We start from the raw sequence: 18,723 nt of genomic DNA, 5'->3' as shown, positions 1-18,723 counted from the left end.
GGGGAGGAAGATCCGATATTAATAAGGGTGTTTGATGAATATTATGGAGGTGAAGAAGATTAAGAAAGTACTAGCATCAATATTGATTGTGCTCTTGATGTCCCCATTTCAGCCTGGTGTGGAAAATGTGCGTGCTGAAACAGGAAAGGCGACGATCAGCGTTTCGACCCTGAACGTCCGGACCGGACCTGGACTCAGCTTCCCGGTTCTCACAAAAGTACATAGAGGGGAAGAGTACAAGATAGTAGACTCACAAAAGGATTGGTATAAAGTAAAAACAAAAAGTGGTGAAGGCTGGGTCGCAGATTGGCTCGTCTCAGTAGAAACCGCAGCGACAGGAGACTCCTCTTCCTCCTTTAATGGCCGGGTAAACACCGACGGTCTCAGGGTTAGAAAAGGGCCCAGCACATCCGACGGGATTGTGACGGTACTTCAAAACGGGGATACTGTGACCGTGACAGATAAAGAGGGAGATTGGCTTCTTATTGAATCCGGGAGCACCCGTGGATGGGTTCACCATGATTTTATTTCGGAAACAAATTCCACTCCGTCTAAAAAAAGTGTGAACAAACAAGGAATCATCACAGATGACGCCTTGAACGTCCGGAATTCTCCATCTCTGCAAAGTAGCGTTCTCGGGGTATTAAATAAAGGGGATGCTGTAGAAGTGACAGGGAGCGTATCCGGATGGTACGAAATAAAGTTCGGGAACGATAAAGCCTGGATCAGTGAATCTTATTTAGAATTCTCTTCAGGCGGTGGTACTTCAAGTGAAAAAGCTGAAGAAACCTCAACCTCTGAAAACCTGACAGGTATCATCACGGTTCACGGCTTGAACGTTCGGGATGATACGTCCCTGAATGGCCGCATCGTCGGTAAAGTATCCAAAGGGGAACGATACACATTATTGAAAGAGAAAAACAACTGGTATCAAATTAAGCTCTCCAACGGAAATAAAGGATGGGTTGCCGGCTGGTATGTACAAAAAACGGTGACAGCCGCTGCTCATGAGGATAACACCTCGGATGAAAATATCACCATTTTATATAACGGGACCAATGTTCGCAGCGATGCAAGTACCTCTGCAAATGTCTTACTACGTGCGACAAGCGGTGATTCATTCCCCGTCAAAAGTAAAGACGGAGATTGGTATGAGGTAAGATTACCTGACGGCAGCTCTGGTTTCGTAGCCGGCTGGGTCGTGTCGATCCGTTCTGCTGCAGGGGAAAATACCACGCCGCGTAAACGAAGCGGCGGCCTTCAAGACAAAGTGATCGTAATCGATCCAGGACATGGAGGAAGAGATAGCGGGACTACAGGAGCCAGTGGGACACTGGAGAAGCTCTTGACCATGAAAACCGGGGAACTACTTGCTGAAAAATTGAAAAGTGCCGGGGCAAAAGTCATTTTAACCAGGAAAACCGATGAATATTTATCTTTACCTTCAAGGGTATCATTATCTCATTATTATCAGGCCGATGCCTTTATCAGTATTCATTTCGACAGCATTATGGATTCTTCCATCGCAGGTCATACCACATACTATTATCAGAATCAGCAAAAGGATCTGGCAGATGATATCCACGGAAGCCTTTCAGATCGATTACCTACCATGGACCGCGGTGTCCGCATAGGTGATTATCACGTCATCCGTGAAAACAATCGGCCCGCTGTCCTATTAGAGTTAGGTTTCCTCAGTAACCCTACTGAAGAAGCGAATGTAAATACTCAGTATTTCCAAGATCTTGCCGCCACGGCAATCTACCATGGGTTAGGCGATTACTTCTCAGAGTGATGCAAGGCAACAAGCAATAAAAAGGCTGATCCCGAAAACATATGGGATCAGCCTTTTTATTAAGATTTACTTTCGATTATAAGAGTCACTGGACCGTCATTGGTGAGATTCACATCCATCATCGCTCCGAAAACGCCTGTTTCCACCTTTACCCCTTTACTTTCCAGAATAGCATTAAAGGAATCATAGATGGACTCAGCATGAACAGGTTTGGCCGCATTCATGAAATTCGGTCTTCTTCCTTTTCGGACGTCACCATAAAGGGTGAATTGAGAAATAGAGAGAATCTCTCCCCCTGTATCCAGAAGGGAATGATTCATCTTCCCCTCTTCATCCTCAAAGATGCGCAGATTGACAACCTTATCTGCAGCATAACGGGCATCCTCTTCCGTATCCTCATGGGTGATCCCTACAAGCAGGACAGCTCCTGAACGGATTTCCCCTTTTACTTCTCCATCAACAGTGACAGAGGCTTCTTTACTTCTTTGAAGTACGACTTTCATAAAGAAATCTCCTTTAGTTCATGATTCTTCTTACGGCATAAATATCTGATATCTGTTTGATCCTTTCAACCACCTTGTGCAGATGAGAGATGTTTTGAATCGAAATCGACATATTGATTGTGGCTACTTTGTTCCGGTCCGATTTGCCACTGACAGCCGATATATTCGTCTTCGTTTCATTCACCGCCTGAAGTACTTCGTTCAAAAGGCCTCTCCGATCATAACCGGAAATTTCGATATCGACATTGTATTCCTTACGATCATTGCCATCACTTTCCCACGATACAGGAATAAGTCGCTGCTCGACCCCGTCTGCCATGACATTGGTACAATCGGCACGATGCACTGAAACACCGCGACCTTTCGTAATAAAGCCGACGATTTCATCACCCGGAACAGGGCTACAGCATCGTGAAAGCCGGATGAGGAGATTATCGATGCCCTCTACCTGTACGCCTGCATCTTTTTTACGTTTGACAGGTTGAGCATTCAATTCCTTCATCGTTTCTTCCAGGCTGTCTTCCTGTTCACGCTGCTTCCGGTGTTTATCCGTTAAACGGTTGGCGATTTGAGCCGCTGTGATCCCGTTATATCCAACAGCGGCATACATATCATCCTCGTTGGAGAAATTGAATTTTTCGGATACACGCTTTATATTTTCAGGGTTAAGGATTTCTTTCACATCAAAATCCTGATTCTTGATTTCTTTTTCGACCAGCTCACGGCCTTTTTCAATATTTTCTTCCCTACGCTGCTTCTTGAAGAACTGTTTGATCTTATTTTTCGCCTGGGAAGTCTGAGCAAGTTTCAGCCAGTCTTGACTCGGCCCGTAAGAATGTTTGGACGTGAGAATCTCGATGATATCCCCCGTTTTCAGCTTGTAATCCAGGGTGACCATCTTTCCGTTAACTTTTGCTCCAATCGTTTTGTTTCCGATCTCAGAGTGTATGCGGTAGGAAAAGTCGATGGGAACGGATCCTGACGGCAATTCCAATACGTCGCCTTTCGGTGTAAATACAAAGACCATATCGGAAAAAAGGTCGATTTTAAGAGACTCCATGAATTCTTCTGCATTGGCTGATTCATTCTGGAACTCCAATATCTCCCTGAACCAAGAGAGTTTTTTCTCAAATGAGACAGGTTCGTTAGCTTCTTTCCCTTCTTTGTATGCCCAGTGTGCGGCTACCCCGTACTCGGCGATCTGGTGCATTTCAAGGGTCCTGATTTGAACCTCAAGCGGATCTCCCTTAGGACCGATGACCGTCGTATGAAGAGATTGATACATATTCGGCTTCGGCATGGCAATATAGTCCTTGAATCTGCCCGGCATCGGTTTCCAGCACGTGTGGACAATTCCTAACACAGCGTAGCAGTCCTTGATGCTATCGACTACGACTCGTACGGCCAATAGGTCATAAATTTCATTGAACTGCTTGTTTTGAAGAGCCATTTTTCGATAGATGCTGTAAATATGCTTAGGACGCCCCGAAATTTCCGCAACAATTTTCACATCGCCCAGCTTATCCTTTACCTCATTGACGACTTCCTCTAAATACTCTTCACGCTCAGCACGCTTTTTCTTCATAAGATTGACAATTCGGTAATACTGTTGAGGGTTTAAATATCTCAACGAAGTATCTTCTAATTCCCACTTAATCTTCGAAATCCCTAAACGGTGCGCTAAAGGAGCAAAGATTTCAAGTGTTTCATTCGCAATTCTCCGCTGCTTTTCCTGTGGTAAATGTTTCAATGTCCGCATATTGTGAAGGCGGTCAGCCAATTTAATCAGGATGACACGAATATCCTGAGCCATGGCCACAAACATTTTCCGGTGATTTTCAGCCTGCTGCTCTTCATGTGATTTGTATTTAATTTTTCCGAGCTTCGTGACCCCATCAACGAGCATAGCCACTTCTGCATTGAACGCTTCTTCAATTTCACCAAGAGAAATACCCGTATCCTCCACCACATCATGAAGAAACCCTGCGGCGACGGTTGCCGGATCCATTTCTAAATCCGCCAGTATCCCTGCCACCTGGATGGGATGGATGATGTAGGGTTCACCAGACTTTCGGTATTGCTCACTATGGGCATCCCTTGCATATTCATATGCTCTCTGGACCATCTTGACGTTCTCATCATTTAAGTATTCTCTTGTCTTATCAATAACCTGTTCAGGGGTTAGTACTTGATCTTTCGCCATGATCAAAATCACCTTTGTATTTTAATATTGTTCAGTATGACTCCATTTTAATGTTGTTACTATTATCAAAAAAAAAAGAGGTTCTGTAAAGTGTTTAGAGAAAAAATATCAGAATCCATCTAATTTTGTCGAATGATGTCGTTTCTGTAAGAAATCATTAGAAATTAAAAAAATAAGGGCTGACATGTAAACCAGATGTCAGTCCCTTATTTCAGTATATCACAAAGTGTGTCCGTTTATCAGATTTTGATAATCGAAATTAATATTGCATTAATGTAAGAATGTCGTAGTTATCAAGCTTGTCACGACCGTCAAGGTAGGTTAGCTCGATTAAAAACGCAGTACCGGCAACAATTCCACCAAGCTCTTCAACAAGTTTGATCGTTGCTTCGATGGTACCACCTGTTGCAAGTAAGTCGTCCGTAATCAGAACACGCTGACCAGGCTTGATGGCATCTTTATGGATCGTCAGAGCATCTTTACCATACTCAAGTCCGTATTCCTTCTGGATCGTTTCACGTGGTAATTTACCAGGTTTACGAACTGGGGCAAAGCCAACACCAAGTGCATAGGCCACTGGGCAGCCGATGATGAAACCTCGTGCTTCCGGTCCTACAACCAGGTCGATTTGTTTTTCTTTTGCATATTCGACGATTTGATCTGTCGCGTATCTATAAGCATCACCATTATCCATCAATGTCGTGATGTCTTTAAACTTAATTCCTTCTTTCGGCCAGTCCTCAACGATTGTAACATATTGTTTTAAGTCCATGCTTTTACTTCCTCCTCAATTGTAACAGACTCTTCCATCCTTTCATTAAACCAAGTCTTCAACTCTTGATAGGAAGAATATAACAATTCGTTTTCAAGCTCGTATTGTTGTTGTTTCTTCTGATATGTTCGAGATTCAGAAAGATCTTTCTTGGTTTTCGCAGGATTAAGAGAAATAAATCCATTGTCTATTGTAACAAACTTCAAATCAAAAAACACCTGTGACATGAAATCGATCGTTTCTTTTGACCAGCCTTTGTATTTGGCCAGGTCATCTCCGTGCTTATTGACATCGAATGATCCACGCTTGGTCAAGAAACCGTAGTACCATTTGAAATGGTCACGGGTCGGCATTGTGCTGAAGAAATGATCTTCTTCCTGGAAGAAGTGAGCATAGACCCGATCCGGTCGCCCCTTCTTCAGAAGCTCAGCAAGCAGAGGCTTGGAGGACGGCAGATCCAGGAGAACGAGGCTCGCCTTGTCAGTTGACAGTCCCTCAAGATCTGAGCTTTCTTCTAATAGAAACACTTCTTCTTTTTGGAGATTCAGTCTAGTCAAAGTGGACGGATGAAAACAGATTAATTTCTTGTTTCCTGCAGGAATCAGTTCATTCCATTTATGGAATTGTTTAATCCCCCGCACATCAAATAATTGCCAATGATCGATTTTCACATCATGCAAAAACACCTGAGGTTTTTTGCGGTTATTCCATTCATTTATTGATAATTCACCAATCACAGAAGCGTTCGAGAATGGTGTCATATGGTCAGCGAGTTCACCAAGGCCGAACCCTACACCATCCAATTGGACACCGTTATCCTCTAGGACAAGCTTCAAATGATTCTGTTGGGATCCTATTTTTTTATAGTGTCCGATGCTTACGTTATCGATGATCCACTTTGGCTTCGGATTCTTCATTCCAAACGGTGCCAGAAGCTGAAGCTTTTCAATCGATTCCACTGAGATTTCATCCACCGTGACAGGTGCATCAAGTTGGGTGACGGGGATGAAGTCCTCTTTCGTAAGTTCTGCCTCGGCCAGCTCGTTCAACCGACTCCTCAGCTGTTCGACATCGTCTAATTGCAGGGTCATCCCGGCAGCCATAGGATGCCCCCCAAAGTGGGGAAGGATATCACGGCAGGTGGAAAGATTCTTGAATAAATCAAATCCGACAATGCTTCGCGCCGATCCTTTCGCCGTTCCTTTTTCTGAATCGTAGCTGAGCACGATGGTTGGACGATAAAACTTATCCGCCAGACGTGACGCAACAATCCCGACGACTCCAGGGTTCCAGCCTTCTTTTCCGATGATGAGTACAGAATTAGTTTCAAGAGGAAAGTCCTTCTCCACCATCTCCACTGCTTCCTCGGTCATTTTCGACACAATCGCCTGTCTTTCTTTATTTAAGCTGTCTATTTCTTCTGCAAGCGCCTTTGCTTCCTCTGCATCTTCTGTAAGCATGAGATCGACGGCAGGATCTGCATCCCCTAAACGACCGACGGCATTAATGCGGGGAGCAATCATGAAACCGACCGTTTCTTCCGTTATCTCCTGCTGCTGGGCATTGGCAAGTTTGCATAGAGCTTTAATGCCCAATCGGTTTGTGACACGGAGCTGAGCCAGACCACGCTTAGCGAGAAGCCGGTTCTCTCCTCTTAGGGGAACCAGGTCAGCAATGGTACCGATTGCTGCAAGATCCAGTAAGTGGGTAGGCAGTTCACCATAAAGGGCATGAGCCAGTTTGAAAGCGACCCCTACCCCGGCAAGTTCCCCGAATGGATAAGCCGTTTCCCCGACTTTTGGATGAAGAAGGGCATACGTTTGAGGCAATTCCGGACCAGGTTCATGATGATCGGTAATGATCAAGTCCATATCAAGCTCTTTGGCCAACTTCGCTTCGTTTACCGCCGATATTCCCGTATCGACTGTAATGATGAGTGAAAAATCCTCATCCTTCGCCCAGCGGAAAGCCCCTTCATTCGGGCCATACCCTTCACTAAAACGGTTCGGGATATAGAATTCCACTTCCGCTCCAAGGTCTTTGAGTACGGTCATCATCACCGACGTACTGCTGACCCCGTCAGCATCATAATCACCATAAACAAGAATTCGTTCACCGTTTTCGATAGCTTTATGAATTCGTTCGGTTGCTTTTTTCATATCTTCAAATAAAAATGGATCATGAAAGGAGTCGCCTGTATCAAATAAAAAATTCCGGGCTTCTTCAACATTATCCAAGTCCCGGTTGATCAATAATTTCGCCACAAGCGAGGGTACCTTTAGTTCATTTGCAAGTTCTGCTATTTTATTTTCGTCTGATTCTGTTAATATCCAACGTGTTTTTGAGTTTAACATACGTTCACCCCTCAGCCTTACTCATTATACAAAAGTGAGGGGGTTGTTTCAATGTAAATACGAGGCTGGTATTCCCGAAAACAAAAAAAGCCTGGTGACAAAAGCCACCAAGCCTATTATTCTCCTACTTCCCCTACTGAGTCAGGGGCTCGTTTCTTTAATGGGATATCTTCCGTTTTTACTTTATGCATTCCTTCAGCCTGTTCCCTCAATAACCGGTTTTCTTTTTCCAGGGATTTTACCTTTCGCTGGACGACGAATAATCGGAACAGTCCAACGGATCCGACGATGATGCCACCCATGAAGACAGATCCAAGTATGACTAAAATAAGAGGCCAGTCGGATTCACCGAATAAATAATTGACAGTGACGGGATCGACGTTGATGACAGCGAAAACCGAAACAACCAACGCAAAGAAAATACCTAATAATAAAGTCCATTGAAATTTCATGAGATTTCCCTCCCTTAACTTAAGTCTATTTGGTCATCACTTTCTTCAGAAGTCGGATTGAATGGATTGATATGGATAAATACATCATTCACATTCGATTCCACCAGGAGCTTCTCTTTCACTCTCTTCCCGACGCGGTGACCCTCTTCTACCGTCATGAAAGGATCAACGCTGATCTTTAAATCAATGATGACGTAGTGTCCATGTTCCCTTGCATGCAGCTCGTTGATTTCTTTCACCTCGGGGACGGACTCAACGATTTTTCGAAATGGAAGGATATCTTCTTCATGCATGACGTGATCAAGTGTCGTATGTATGGATTCCGCCCCTAAATGCCAAGCCATCCTAAGTACAAGCAGGGAAACGAATATCCCTGCGACCGGGTCCGCATATACGAGCCAGCCGATATCGAACTTGCCGCCAAGGATGGAAGCTGAAATCCCCACTAGAGCCGCAATGGAAGAGAAGACATCCGAGCGATGCTCATACGCATTTACGATCAATGCATCACTCTTTATTCTCTTACCCAAACGATATTTATATTGAAACATCGCTTCTTTCACAATGATGGAAATGATGACAGCATAAATCGCGATGGCTGTTGGAGGAGAAAGAGGATGAAAGAATGATTCGATCGATGATTTCCCAATTTCAATCCCCACCAAGAACAACAGGACCGCAACGATGATGGCAGCAATCGATTCCGCCTTTCCGTGACCATAAGGGTGATCTTGATCAGGAGGCTGTTTCGCAGCCCGTAAACCGATGAAGACGGCAAGGGATCCCGCTACATCCGAAGCAGAGTGAACCGCATCGGCAATCAGTGCTCTACTATTTCCAAGAATACCGGCTGCCCATTTAATAATCGCCAGTACAATATTCCCCACCACGCCGATCATGGCGGCAAATTCAGCTTTTTTAAAACGATCATCATGATTCATTTCGCGGCACCTCCCTTATAACTCCTATTATTGTAACCCAATGCCGTAAAAAAACAAAAAAGAATAGGTCCGGGAAGATACATCCCCCGCACCTATTCTCCATGTTATACCTGTGGTTCATCCGACCACGTTTTCTTTTCTCTTACGGTTTTGATGGTTCCTTTTTTCTTCAGTTCTTTCTTCTTCATGACAAGCCATACCTGAGAGGCAATGAACACAGAAGAATAGGTACCAGATATCAATCCGACCAATAATGCAATGGAGAAGTTACGGATGGACTCACTTCCGAAGATCATGAGTGCAAGGACCGTGAACACAACGGTCAGAACCGTATTGACGGAACGTCCCATCGTTTGCCTGATACTTTGGTTTACCACATCTTCAATGTCTTTATCCGTCTTCAATCTACGCTTCTTGTGCAGGTTTTCCCTGAGCCTGTCGAAGGTGACGATCGTATCATTGATTGAATACCCGACAATCGTCAGGACGGCTGCGATGAATGTGATATCCACTTCAAGCCTTGTAAGACTGAAGAAAGCGATGATGAAGAATGCATCATGCAGGAGGGCAAGGATTGCACCCACTGCCATTCTCCACTCAAAGCGGAAGGTCACGTAAATGATGATCCCGATGGACGCAATCGCCACAGCAATCATAGCGTTCTTCGCAAGCTCTTTCCCTATTACTGGCGATACGGTGCTGACGTTAGGCTCGGCACCATACAGCTTGTTAAAATGATCTTTTAGTTTAGCGACTTCATTCTTGTTCAGGTCATCCGTATAACGTACGACAGCAATATTATCTTTATCTCCTGATATCACTACATCATCAGAAGGTAATTTCATTTCCTTGAGTTCGTCCTGAACCTGTTCCGTCTTCAAACTTTGATCGGCCAGTATTTCCATACGGGAACCATGAACAAAGTCGATCCCGAGATTCAATCTGAAGATCGCAAGGATAATGATCCCGGCTGTAATGAGTATAGCCGACAATGTAAAGAATTTCTTACGCTGTGCGGCAAAATCAAAGCGGTCAAAACGGGTAGGCAGATCCAGTGTATCGTAGTTCTCCGCCAGATCTTTGATTTCGGATTTTTTGACCCCGAACCAGCCCGGCTTTTTATTAAAGATACGGCTGTTTACCCATAGGCCGAGTAACAGTCGTGAACCCCATACCGCCGTAATGAAGCTTGTCAGGATACTGACTATCAGCATCGTTGCGAATCCTTTAACCGAACTTGTCCCATAGAAGAAGAGTACGGCCGCTGCAAGGATGGTGGTTACGTTGGCATCCAGGATCGTTAAGAAAGAAGATTTATTACCTGCCTGGAATGCCGATCGTATCGGCTTCCCGACCCGCATTTCTTCTTTGATCCGTTCATACGTGATGATATTGGCATCGACGGCCATCCCCACCCCGAGGATAAGGGCTGCAATTCCCGGTAGGGTAAGAACCCCATTCATCAGATCAAAAATCAACAGTATCAAGTAAATGTAAACTGAAAGGGTGATTGTCGCGATCAGTCCCGGGAAGCGGTAATACGCTATCATGAATAAGAAAATGATGGCGATTCCGATAATCCCGGCAGTAACGGTTTTATCCAGTGCCTGCTGACCGAATTGAGCTCCCACAGATGTGGAATATTTCTCATCCAGTTTAACAGGTAGTGCCCCTGCATTTAAGAGGGAAGCGAGATTCTGGGCGCGTTCAACCGTGAAGTTCCCTTCAATGATGACTTCATCCGAGTTGATTGGCTTGCTCACCCCAGGATCGGAGATGAATTTCGGATCTTCCTTCCCTACTTCAGCTTTGTAAGAATCTTTTCCTTCCTCGAAATCCAGCCAGATGACAAGCTGATTCTGAGGAGCCATGGCTGAAATTTCTTTTGTTAACTCATAGAATTTAGAACGATCTTTCAGTTTCAACGAAACGATCGGGTTGTTCTTATCATCAAATGTTTGCTTGGCTGAATCTGATTCAAGATCTGATCCGTCCAGACGGACTTTGTCGTTAACGTCACGGAACGTCAGATTAGCTTGAGTGGAAAGGATCTCCCTTGCTTCGTTCTGATCCTCTACACCCGCAAGTTGAACACGGATGCGGTTCCCGTCTTCAATTTGGATGTTAGGTTCACTGACTCCCAGTACGTTAATACGCTTGTCCAGTGCATCTGCTGTATTGGCGACGGTCTCTTTCGTAATTTCCTGACCTTTTTTGATCGGCTGAACTTCATAAAGAACTTCAAACCCACCCTGCAGGTCCAATCCCAATTTAATGTTATCTACAATACTCTTCGTTGTTCCTCCCATAGTACCTGCAAGCAATACCACAAGTATAAAGAAGGCGATTATTCGGCCACGCTTTACCATTATGTATAGATCCTCCTTGCCGTTTTAAAAACCATACGAACTATGTGCTTCAAAAAGTAATATAATTCCTGAAAACTTCACCTTTCTCATTATCTACGAGAAAGAAAAGGGTGTCAATTTCTTTTCGGGTTATTTTCCGTTCTTGTTCGGGCGAAGAAGCTCATTCAATTCATCTTCATTCACTTCTGCGAACCAATTAGGAGACCTGTATGCTTCAATGGTTTCAAAACTCATATACTCTCCAGGCTTGACCGTTAATACATCACTCACCAACTGAAAGAATTTTACATCCACCTCGGGCTTTTTCCATTTTTTCTTCGTTAAGTAGGCCCATAGGCGGTCAGCGTCGGCCTTTCCATACCCAAGCACTTCAAATTCTTCTACCTTGCTTACAAGCGCTGGTACTAATGATTCATAAAAATGGTCATAAGGATGCTGATTATTCTTCATTCCCCGTTCACCCCATCTGGGCTATATTTAGCCGGAATTATTCACTACTTGTCATGCTTTGTCCACCTTTGTGCATATACATCATTGTAAACGATTATACCAATTTTGAGAAGGCAGGGAATTTTATGTCAAAATTTCTGAAAGGTACCATGATCTTAATGATGGCCGCCTTTATAACTAGAATATTAGGGTTCGTCAATCGGATCGTCGTTGCCAGATTCATCGGGGAAGAAGGCGTCGGCCTCTTTATGATGGCCTTTCCCACCCTCATCCTCGTCATCACCATCACTCAACTCGGACTTCCTGTAGCCATCTCGAAAAACGTAGCCGAAGCGGAATCAAAGGGAGATATCCGGAAAGTCAAAAAAATATTGGTCGTCTCATTATCTCTCACTTTGGGGTTATCCCTCATCTTCACCCCGGCTCTCATTCTCCTTGCCCCCTACTTAACAGACGTATTGTTCACGGATGACCGGATCTATTATCCTTTGATCGCCATTGCACCGATCATTCCGATCGTAGCTGTATCATCCGTCATCAGAGGGTACTTCCAGGGAAGGCAGAACATGAAGCCGTCCGCTTATTCCCAGGTCATCGAGCAAGTAGTCCGGATAACGCTGATTGCCTTATTGACCAAAACGTTTCTACCCTATGGAATCGAATATGCAGCCGCCGCTGCCATGGCTGCTTCAGTACTTGGGGAACTTGCTTCCCTCCTTTATCTGTTCGCGAGCTTTAAGGTGAAAAAGAAGTTCAAGATCAGGCGCAACTTCTTTACCTCCATCCGGAATGGTCGGGAGACGTTCAATGAGCTTATGAGTGTTGCCTTGCCTGCCACGGGGAGCAGGATGATCGGGTCGATCGCCTGGTTTTTTGAACCGATCGTGGTTGCAAACAGCCTAGCCCTTGCCGGAGTGGCGGCAGGTATGGCGACGAAGCAGTATGGTTCCCTGACAGGATATGCCCTTCCCCTCCTGTTTCTTCCATCATTCGTGACCTTGTCTTTATCACAATCCCTTGTACCTGCGATAAGTGAAGCCAATTCCCAAAAAAACTTCATCTTAATCGAGCACAGACTACAGCAGGCCCTGAGGTTCTGTTTGATCACCGGGGGAATTTCAGTCGTTATCCTCTACATCTATGCGAAGCCGCTCATGCAGGTTATGTACGGGAATGAAAACGGGGCAGGCTTCCTGATGATCATGGCTCCATTCTTTTTATTCTATTATTATCAAGGACCTTTACAAGCTGTTTTGCAGGCGTTAAACCTCGCGAGGGCCGCCATGATCAACAGCCTCATCGGTGCCGTGGTCAAGACCGGTGTCATTTTTGTTCTCGCTTCACAGCCCGCATTCGGAATCAACGGGGCGGCTCTCGGAATCGTGACGGGATTCATGCTCGTGACCCTGCTTCATTTCATGACAATCTTAAAATATATCCCGATGACGATTTACGCGAGGGATTACGTTAAGACGATCATTGTTCTCTTGGCAACTGGAGTATGGGGACACTATTCATACCTTTACCTGTTTGACGATGAATCTGCCATATTCAGATTACTATTTGGAGTACTGACTTCTTCAATTCTGTACACCATGCTCTCCATCGCGATGAAGCTCATTGTGAAAAACGACCTTGCAAGGATCCCGTTCATCAAGAGGTTCATCACTCTTTAGTTTCTCCATTAAAAAATACTCCTTAACATTGGTTAGGAGTATTTTTTAATGGTTTTTTTCATCAATATAAAACTGACCGTTTTGAAAGCTGCAAAAGGAGATTTCCTGGATATTCTTAAATCCTCTTTCCCTTAATTCCTTCCGTAACCAGAAAGCCGTTTTACCGATCATATCGAGATGTGTGGTTTGGACCTGCCCATCGAGAATCAAGGGCAGGGTGAGGGTTTGCGGCGTTTTTTTATCTTTCTTTAACACAGATAGTTTTCCTGAAGGTTCCAAAATGGCGAACTCTACATCCGCTAAGTTAAAAATATCTTTTTCCCGTAGTTGAAGGAGTAAATCATCATAATTGTATCGTTGTTTCTTCATGGCTTTGTCGTCTATCTTTCCGTTATGAATAATGACGGATGGCTTACCGTCCAACAGCTCCCTGAAGGATTTGGAACGAAGGGAAAACCATGCAAACAGGATCTGCACCAGGACGATGACCCCCATGGGAAGCACCGTATGAATAATTGGGTCATCCGGCTGTTCGATGGCCATGACAGCCATTTCGGCGATCATCATGAATACGACCAGATCGAGTATGCTTAATTCGCCAATCTCCCTTTTCCCCATGATTCTAAAAATAAATATGATCAAAAAATAAAGAAAAAGAGTGCGTGCAATGATGATAACGTATTCCTCCACTGCTTCTCCCTCCTATACACATGTCATTATGTAGTATCGACAGAAGGTTAAAATAAATCGGAGGAATTATTATCCACCTAAAAACGGCCGAATATATTTGAAATATACATACACAGTGGATACGGCAAGGGATATGATGGTGACGGGGATCCCGATAAGCAGATACTGATGGAATTTGATATGTACATTTTCCTTCGAAGCAAGTCCGGCGATGACCAGATTTGAAGAAGAACCGAGGAGTGTACCATTCCCACCAAGGCATGCACCCAAGGCCAACGACCACCATAAGGGATCCATGTTGACCATCCCGAATTCACCGAATTCCTGGATGACGGGTATCATAGCCGCCACAAATGGAATATTATCCACAACGGCAGATAGTAACCCTGTTCCCCACAGAATGACAAAGGCTGTTTTCTTCATATCTCCATCCGTTGCACGTAAAATCTCCCGTGCGATTTCATCAATGAATCCTGCCTCTTCAATCCCCCCTACGAGCAGGAATAATCCCATAAAGAAAAAGAGTGTCCCCCATTCCACTTCCCTCAAAATCTTCTCAGGAGGATAAATTTTTTCTAAGAGCAGCATGAGCAGAACAGCGCCTGCCAGGGATAGTGTCGTCACATCCAGATGAAACACCGGATACACAGAAAACCCCACCAACACCAGTGCAAGTACAAAAACAGACTGAAAAAGCCCTCTGTTTTCCTTTACATATTCGTTGGGATCGATCCCTTTCAGCAAAAGCTTCCGGTCCTCTTTCACATGTAGTACTTCCCTATATAGAACACACATGATCAACAGTGTCACACCATAAACCATTAAAACGACGGGTAACAAATTTTCCAGAAAGGCATTGAATGTAAAATGTTTCACTGCCTGCCCGATCATCATGTTTGGGGGGTCACCAATCAGGGTGGCCGTCCCTCCTATGTTACACGCAAGGATCGTCATGATCAGAAACGGGATGGGCGGAAGATCCAGGAGCCTGGTCAATTTGAAGAGGATTGGAACCAGCAGCATCGCGATGGTGACGTTTGCCAAAAAGGCGGAACCCACTGCGGCAAGTAAGGAAAACAGGATGAGGAGTGCCAACCCGTTTCCGTTCACCCATTGTGCGATCCGAATGGCAATATACTCAAATACCCCTGTTTTACTTGTAATGGTTACGATCAGCATCATGGAAAACAGAAGAGTGATGGTTTTCCAGTCGATATAGGTAAACAGCGCCTTTTCTATGGGAAAGGCCCCGATCAGGAGCATGGCGACCCCACCGGTCATGGCAGCAAGTACTCTATTCCACTTTTCGGTCATCAATAGGATGTAAACAGAAACAAACACGATTAACACAATCATCGGAGACATGGTCCCTTACCCCTCCTTCTCAAGGAAGTTTCATACTAGTCTATGAGGCTTGACCACTGAAAATTTCTAGTCTTTTTTTGGATTGCGATGAATATGCTTGTACTAATACGGAACAAAATTATCGAGATAGAAGGGAGAGGACCGTCATCGAAGCGAAAAAAATGGGTGGTGCCGTCCTTTACGGAACAACCACCATATTTGTCATAGCGATTGTCGCAAGTTTGTTATTTTCTTTGCTCCTCCGGTTTACTAATCTTACTGAAAACTCCATCACGTTATTTGTTACGATCATATCGTTTCTTTCATTATTTGCCGGTGGATTTATGTCAGGTGGCAAGGGGAAGACAAAAGGATGGGTACTGGGAGGATCTACTGGACTCATTTACACGCTGGTCATTTTCTTATTTCAATACCTCGGATACGATAGCCTGTTTTCTATGGAACAGCTCATCTATCACGGCTGCTACATCCTTACGGCCATGATGGGGGGCATCCTTGGTGTAAATATGAGTGGCGGTCCAAGAGAGAGCTAAGTACATCTATACAAATATGAAAGGGCCCCTCACCAATGTGCTTTAGCACCTTGATGAAGGACCCTTTTTTCTTATGCCTGCTCAGTTCTAACGACTTCCCTGATCGCATTGCGATCATATGTAAGACGGCTGCCGTCACCACACAGGATGACTATTTTACCTTCTTCGATGGCATCGATCGATCCGTGTAAACCGCCAATTGTGATGATTCTATCACCCTTCGCAAGCTCATTTTGCATTTTTGAGATCGCTTTTTGACGCTTTTGCTGAGGACGGATCAGTAAAAAGTAAAACAGAACGAACATTAATATCAAAGGTAGTATTGTTCCTAAACTTCCTCCCATTCTTTTCCCCTCCTTTCAATCATCTATTTATAGCTTGGCTTTTAGAAGTTTTTCGCATCAGGACGATTGAAGCCGTACTGCTCGAAGAATTCTTCCCTAAAGTCTCCTAGACGATCTTCACGAATCGCTTGTCTGACTTGTTCCATCAATTTTAACAGAAAATGAAGATTATGATAAGTCGTAAGGCGAATTCCGAACGTTTCGTCACATTTTATCAAATGACGGATATAGGCACGGCTATAATTTTTACACGTGTAGCAGTCGCAATTCTCATCGATCGGTCTGAAGTCCCGGGCAAACTTGGCATTTTTCACCACGAGGCGTCCTTCACTTGTCATCAAGGTTCCATTACGGGCGATGCGGGTTGGAAGGACACAATCGAACATGTCGATTCCACGCATCGAACCGTCGATCAATGAATCCGGAGATCCAACCCCCATCAGGTAACGTGGTTTATCAGACGGAAGATGCGGTGTCGTGAAATCAAGTACGCGGTTCATGACGTCCTTCGGTTCCCCGACAGAAAGTCCACCCACTGCATAGCCTGGGAAATCCATGGATACAAGGTCACGTGCACTTTGCTTTCGAAGTTCTTCATACTCCCCGCCCTGTACGATCCCGAACAATCCCTGATCCTGCGGACGCTGATGAGCTTCCAGACAGCGTTCTGCCCAACGTGTAGTACGCTCTACAGAACTCTTCATATACTCATACTCAGCAGGATAAGGAGGACACTCATCAAATGCCATCATGATATCAGATCCTAAAGCATTCTGGATCTCCATGGCTTTTTCCGGACTTAGGAAGAGCTTGTCTCCGTTCAGATGGTGACGGAAATGGACTCCTTCTTCTTCAATCTGACGAAGCTTACTTAAACTGAACACCTGGAAGCCGCCTGAATCGGTCAGGATGGCACGGTCCCAGTTCATGAATTTATGAAGTCCGCCCGCTTCCCTGATGATTTCATGTCCAGGGCGTAACCATAGATGATAGGTATTACTCAGGATGATACCGGATTCCATGGATTTCAGATCTTCCGGGGACATCGTTTTCACTGTGGCCATCGTTCCTACCGGCATAAAGGCAGGCGTCTCGAAGGAACCATGTGGCGTATGGACACGGCCTAATCTAGCACCGGTTTGTTTACACGTTTTAATCAATTCATATTTTATTGCAGTCAACTTAGGAATTCTCCTTCCAATATCCATTGGGTTTTCTAATTAGTTCTATCATTATTTAATCAACATGGCATCTCCGAAACTGAAGAATCGATACTTCTCTTTCACGGCCGTTTCATAGGCATGCATCACGTTTTCTTGACCGGCAAAGGCACTGACCAGCATGATCAGGGTCGATTTCGGCAAATGAAAATTCGTGATCAAACCATCGATCCCTTTAAACTCGTACCCAGGATAGATGAAAATGTTCGTCCAGCCGCTTTCTTCCACGAAAGTCCCATGCTTTGAAGCAATGGTCTCCAGGGTCCTGGTAGAAGTAGTCCCGACAGTTATGATGCGACCCCCATTTGCCCTGACATCGTTCAAAAGGCGGGCGGTCCCTTCAGAAACCTGATAGAACTCGGCATGCATATCATGTTCTTCAATGGTCTCCACGGAAACCGGTCTGAATGTTCCGAGTCCCACATGGAGGGTGATGAAGGCAATGTGCACACCCTTCTCTCTTAATTCATCCAACAGTTCTTCCGTAAAGTGAAGCCCTGCAGTAGGGGCTGCAGCTGAACCCCTTTCCCTGGCAAATACCGTCTGATAGCGGTCCTGTTCTTCCAATCGCTCACGGATATACGGAGGAAGAGGCATTTCACCCAATTCATCCAGTACTTCGTAAAAAATCCCGTCATATTGGAATTCCAGGATTCTCCCTCCATGATCTTTCAAACCGATACAAGTAGCTTTTAGCTTGCCATCGCCGAATACGATCTCCGTTCCAACACGGATCCGTTTGGCAGGCTTTACAAGCGTCTCCCACTGATCACCATCCTCCTGTTTCAGGAGGAGTACTTCAATATTGGCGCCTGTATCTTCTTTTTGCCCAAAAAGGCGTGCCGGCAGTACTCGTGTATCATTCAGAACGAGACAATCCCCTTCTTGAAGGTAATCGGTGATTTGTTTAAAACGAATATGATCTATGGAACCATCTTCTTTATCCAACACCATCAACCTACTCTCTGAACGGTTCTCAAGAGGAGTCTGGGCAATCAGTTCTTCAGGTAAATGAAAATCAAAATCTTCTACTTTCACAGTTCGTCACCTAGCTTA

16 protein-coding genes are annotated in these 18,723 nt (G+C 44.8%); 3 read left to right on the top strand and 13 right to left on the bottom strand.

Annotation, left to right across the window (positions count from 1 at the left end; genetic code table 11):
- The first annotated feature begins 34 nt into the window (after positions 1 to 34).
- A complete protein-coding gene (locus tag LCL96_RS03230) occupies positions 35 to 1,795 on the top strand; it encodes an SH3 domain-containing protein (protein ID WP_224940027.1) in 1,761 nt (586 codons plus the stop codon).
- Positions 1,796 to 1,854: 59 nt separating this feature from the next.
- Here LCL96_RS03230 and dtd read toward each other — a convergent pair whose 3' ends face one another.
- The 8 genes from dtd to LCL96_RS03190 all read right to left on the bottom strand — a co-directional run bounded on the left by dtd (position 1,855) and on the right by LCL96_RS03190 (position 11,839).
- On the bottom strand, positions 1,855 to 2,298 hold the full coding sequence (dtd, locus tag LCL96_RS03225) for a D-aminoacyl-tRNA deacylase (protein ID WP_224940026.1): 444 nt from the start codon (positions 2,296 to 2,298) through the stop codon (positions 1,855 to 1,857).
- A 13-nt stretch (positions 2,299 to 2,311) separates the two neighbouring features.
- Positions 2,312 to 4,501: a RelA/SpoT family protein gene (locus tag LCL96_RS03220; protein ID WP_224940025.1), complete on the bottom strand. Its 2,190-nt coding sequence runs from the start codon at positions 4,499 to 4,501 to the stop codon at positions 2,312 to 2,314.
- 259 nt (positions 4,502 to 4,760) lie between these two features.
- Positions 4,761 to 5,273, bottom strand: a complete 513-nt coding sequence (locus LCL96_RS03215; RefSeq protein ID WP_044339542.1) for an adenine phosphoribosyltransferase — start codon at positions 5,271 to 5,273, stop codon at positions 4,761 to 4,763.
- Positions 5,264 to 7,627, bottom strand: coding sequence for a single-stranded-DNA-specific exonuclease RecJ (gene recJ, locus LCL96_RS03210; RefSeq protein WP_224940024.1), 2,364 nt, complete (start codon positions 7,625 to 7,627; stop codon positions 5,264 to 5,266). Before recJ ends, LCL96_RS03215 begins: the two co-directional genes overlap by 10 nt.
- 116 nt (positions 7,628 to 7,743) lie before the next feature.
- Positions 7,744 to 8,079, bottom strand: a complete 336-nt coding sequence (locus LCL96_RS03205; RefSeq protein WP_224940023.1) for a lipopolysaccharide assembly LapA domain-containing protein — start codon at positions 8,077 to 8,079, stop codon at positions 7,744 to 7,746.
- Positions 8,080 to 8,093: 14 nt separating this feature from the next.
- Positions 8,094 to 9,020 (bottom strand): cation diffusion facilitator family transporter, encoded by a 927-nt coding sequence (locus LCL96_RS03200; protein ID WP_224940022.1) that lies wholly within the window; start codon positions 9,018 to 9,020, stop codon positions 8,094 to 8,096.
- Between the two features lie 104 nt (positions 9,021 to 9,124).
- Positions 9,125 to 11,389 carry a protein translocase subunit SecDF gene (gene secDF, locus LCL96_RS03195; protein WP_224940021.1) on the bottom strand — a complete coding sequence of 755 codons (2,265 nt, stop codon included), beginning with the start codon at positions 11,387 to 11,389 and terminating at the stop codon, positions 9,125 to 9,127.
- Positions 11,390 to 11,518: 129 nt separating this feature from the next.
- Positions 11,519 to 11,839 carry a post-transcriptional regulator gene (locus tag LCL96_RS03190; protein WP_224940020.1) on the bottom strand — a complete coding sequence of 107 codons (321 nt, stop codon included), beginning with the start codon at positions 11,837 to 11,839 and terminating at the stop codon, positions 11,519 to 11,521.
- A gap of 125 nt (positions 11,840 to 11,964) precedes the next feature.
- Between LCL96_RS03190 and spoVB the strand changes: the two genes are divergently transcribed.
- The gene (gene spoVB / locus LCL96_RS03185) at positions 11,965 to 13,515 is read left to right on the top strand and encodes a stage V sporulation protein B (RefSeq protein ID WP_224940019.1); all 1,551 of its coding nucleotides are present in this window, start codon (positions 11,965 to 11,967) and stop codon (positions 13,513 to 13,515) included.
- A 45-nt stretch (positions 13,516 to 13,560) separates the two neighbouring features.
- Here the strand turns inward: spoVB and LCL96_RS03180 are convergent, their stop codons facing one another.
- Both LCL96_RS03180 and LCL96_RS03175 read right to left on the bottom strand, forming a co-directional pair.
- On the bottom strand, positions 13,561 to 14,205 hold the full coding sequence (locus tag LCL96_RS03180; RefSeq protein WP_224940018.1) for a DUF421 domain-containing protein: 645 nt from the start codon (positions 14,203 to 14,205) through the stop codon (positions 13,561 to 13,563).
- 69 nt (positions 14,206 to 14,274) lie between these two features.
- Positions 14,275 to 15,570, bottom strand: coding sequence for an SLC13 family permease (locus LCL96_RS03175; protein WP_224940017.1), 1,296 nt, complete (start codon positions 15,568 to 15,570; stop codon positions 14,275 to 14,277).
- Positions 15,571 to 15,731: 161 nt separating this feature from the next.
- Here LCL96_RS03175 and LCL96_RS03170 point away from each other — a divergent pair, with 161 nt between their 5' ends.
- Entirely contained in the window at positions 15,732 to 16,103 is a 372-nt protein-coding gene (locus LCL96_RS03170) for a TIGR04086 family membrane protein (RefSeq protein ID WP_224940016.1), read from the top strand.
- A 71-nt stretch (positions 16,104 to 16,174) separates the two neighbouring features.
- Here LCL96_RS03170 and yajC read toward each other — a convergent pair whose 3' ends face one another.
- From yajC to queA, 3 genes are read right to left on the bottom strand one after another with little or no spacing between them, the layout of a single operon-like run.
- Positions 16,175 to 16,447, bottom strand: a complete 273-nt coding sequence (yajC, locus tag LCL96_RS03165) for a preprotein translocase subunit YajC (RefSeq protein WP_224940015.1) — start codon at positions 16,445 to 16,447, stop codon at positions 16,175 to 16,177.
- Between the two features lie 41 nt (positions 16,448 to 16,488).
- Positions 16,489 to 17,655 (bottom strand): tRNA guanosine(34) transglycosylase Tgt, encoded by a 1,167-nt coding sequence (gene tgt / locus LCL96_RS03160; protein ID WP_224940014.1) that lies wholly within the window; start codon positions 17,653 to 17,655, stop codon positions 16,489 to 16,491.
- Between the two features lie 24 nt (positions 17,656 to 17,679).
- Positions 17,680 to 18,705: a tRNA preQ1(34) S-adenosylmethionine ribosyltransferase-isomerase QueA gene (gene queA / locus LCL96_RS03155; RefSeq protein WP_224940013.1), complete on the bottom strand. Its 1,026-nt coding sequence runs from the start codon at positions 18,703 to 18,705 to the stop codon at positions 17,680 to 17,682.
- Positions 18,706 to 18,723 lie beyond the last annotated feature (18 nt).

Origin of the sequence: Rossellomorea aquimaris (genome assembly GCF_020172085.1) — a bacterium.
In the GTDB taxonomy this organism is placed as follows: domain Bacteria; phylum Bacillota; class Bacilli; order Bacillales; family Bacillaceae_B; genus Rossellomorea; species Rossellomorea aquimaris_E.
The sequence above is the reverse complement of the archived record's forward strand: the minus strand, read 5'-3'. Positions and strand labels throughout refer to the sequence as shown.

Bases quoted from the DNA above. Each gene is read 5' to 3' on its own strand.
- LCL96_RS03230 (WP_224940027.1), top strand. From the start codon at position 35: ATGAATATTATGGAGGTGAAGAAGATTAAGAAAGTACTAGCATCAATA.
- dtd (WP_224940026.1), bottom strand. From the start codon at position 2,298: ATGAAAGTCGTACTTCAAAGAAGTAAAGAAGCCTCTGTCACTGTTGAT.
- LCL96_RS03220 (WP_224940025.1), bottom strand. From the start codon at position 4,501: ATGGCGAAAGATCAAGTACTAACCCCTGAACAGGTTATTGATAAGACA.
- LCL96_RS03215 (WP_044339542.1), bottom strand. From the start codon at position 5,273: ATGGACTTAAAACAATATGTTACAATCGTTGAGGACTGGCCGAAAGAA.
- recJ (WP_224940024.1), bottom strand. From the start codon at position 7,627: ATGTTAAACTCAAAAACACGTTGGATATTAACAGAATCAGACGAAAAT.
- LCL96_RS03205 (WP_224940023.1), bottom strand. From the start codon at position 8,079: ATGAAATTTCAATGGACTTTATTATTAGGTATTTTCTTTGCGTTGGTT.
- LCL96_RS03200 (WP_224940022.1), bottom strand. From the start codon at position 9,020: ATGAATCATGATGATCGTTTTAAAAAAGCTGAATTTGCCGCCATGATC.
- secDF (WP_224940021.1), bottom strand. From the start codon at position 11,389: ATGGTAAAGCGTGGCCGAATAATCGCCTTCTTTATACTTGTGGTATTG.
- LCL96_RS03190 (WP_224940020.1), bottom strand. From the start codon at position 11,839: ATGAAGAATAATCAGCATCCTTATGACCATTTTTATGAATCATTAGTA.
- spoVB (WP_224940019.1), top strand. From the start codon at position 11,965: ATGTCAAAATTTCTGAAAGGTACCATGATCTTAATGATGGCCGCCTTT.
- LCL96_RS03175 (WP_224940017.1), bottom strand. From the start codon at position 15,570: ATGTCTCCGATGATTGTGTTAATCGTGTTTGTTTCTGTTTACATCCTA.
- LCL96_RS03170 (WP_224940016.1), top strand. From the start codon at position 15,732: ATGGGTGGTGCCGTCCTTTACGGAACAACCACCATATTTGTCATAGCG.
- yajC (WP_224940015.1), bottom strand. From the start codon at position 16,447: ATGGGAGGAAGTTTAGGAACAATACTACCTTTGATATTAATGTTCGTT.
- tgt (WP_224940014.1), bottom strand. From the start codon at position 17,655: ATGGATATTGGAAGGAGAATTCCTAAGTTGACTGCAATAAAATATGAA.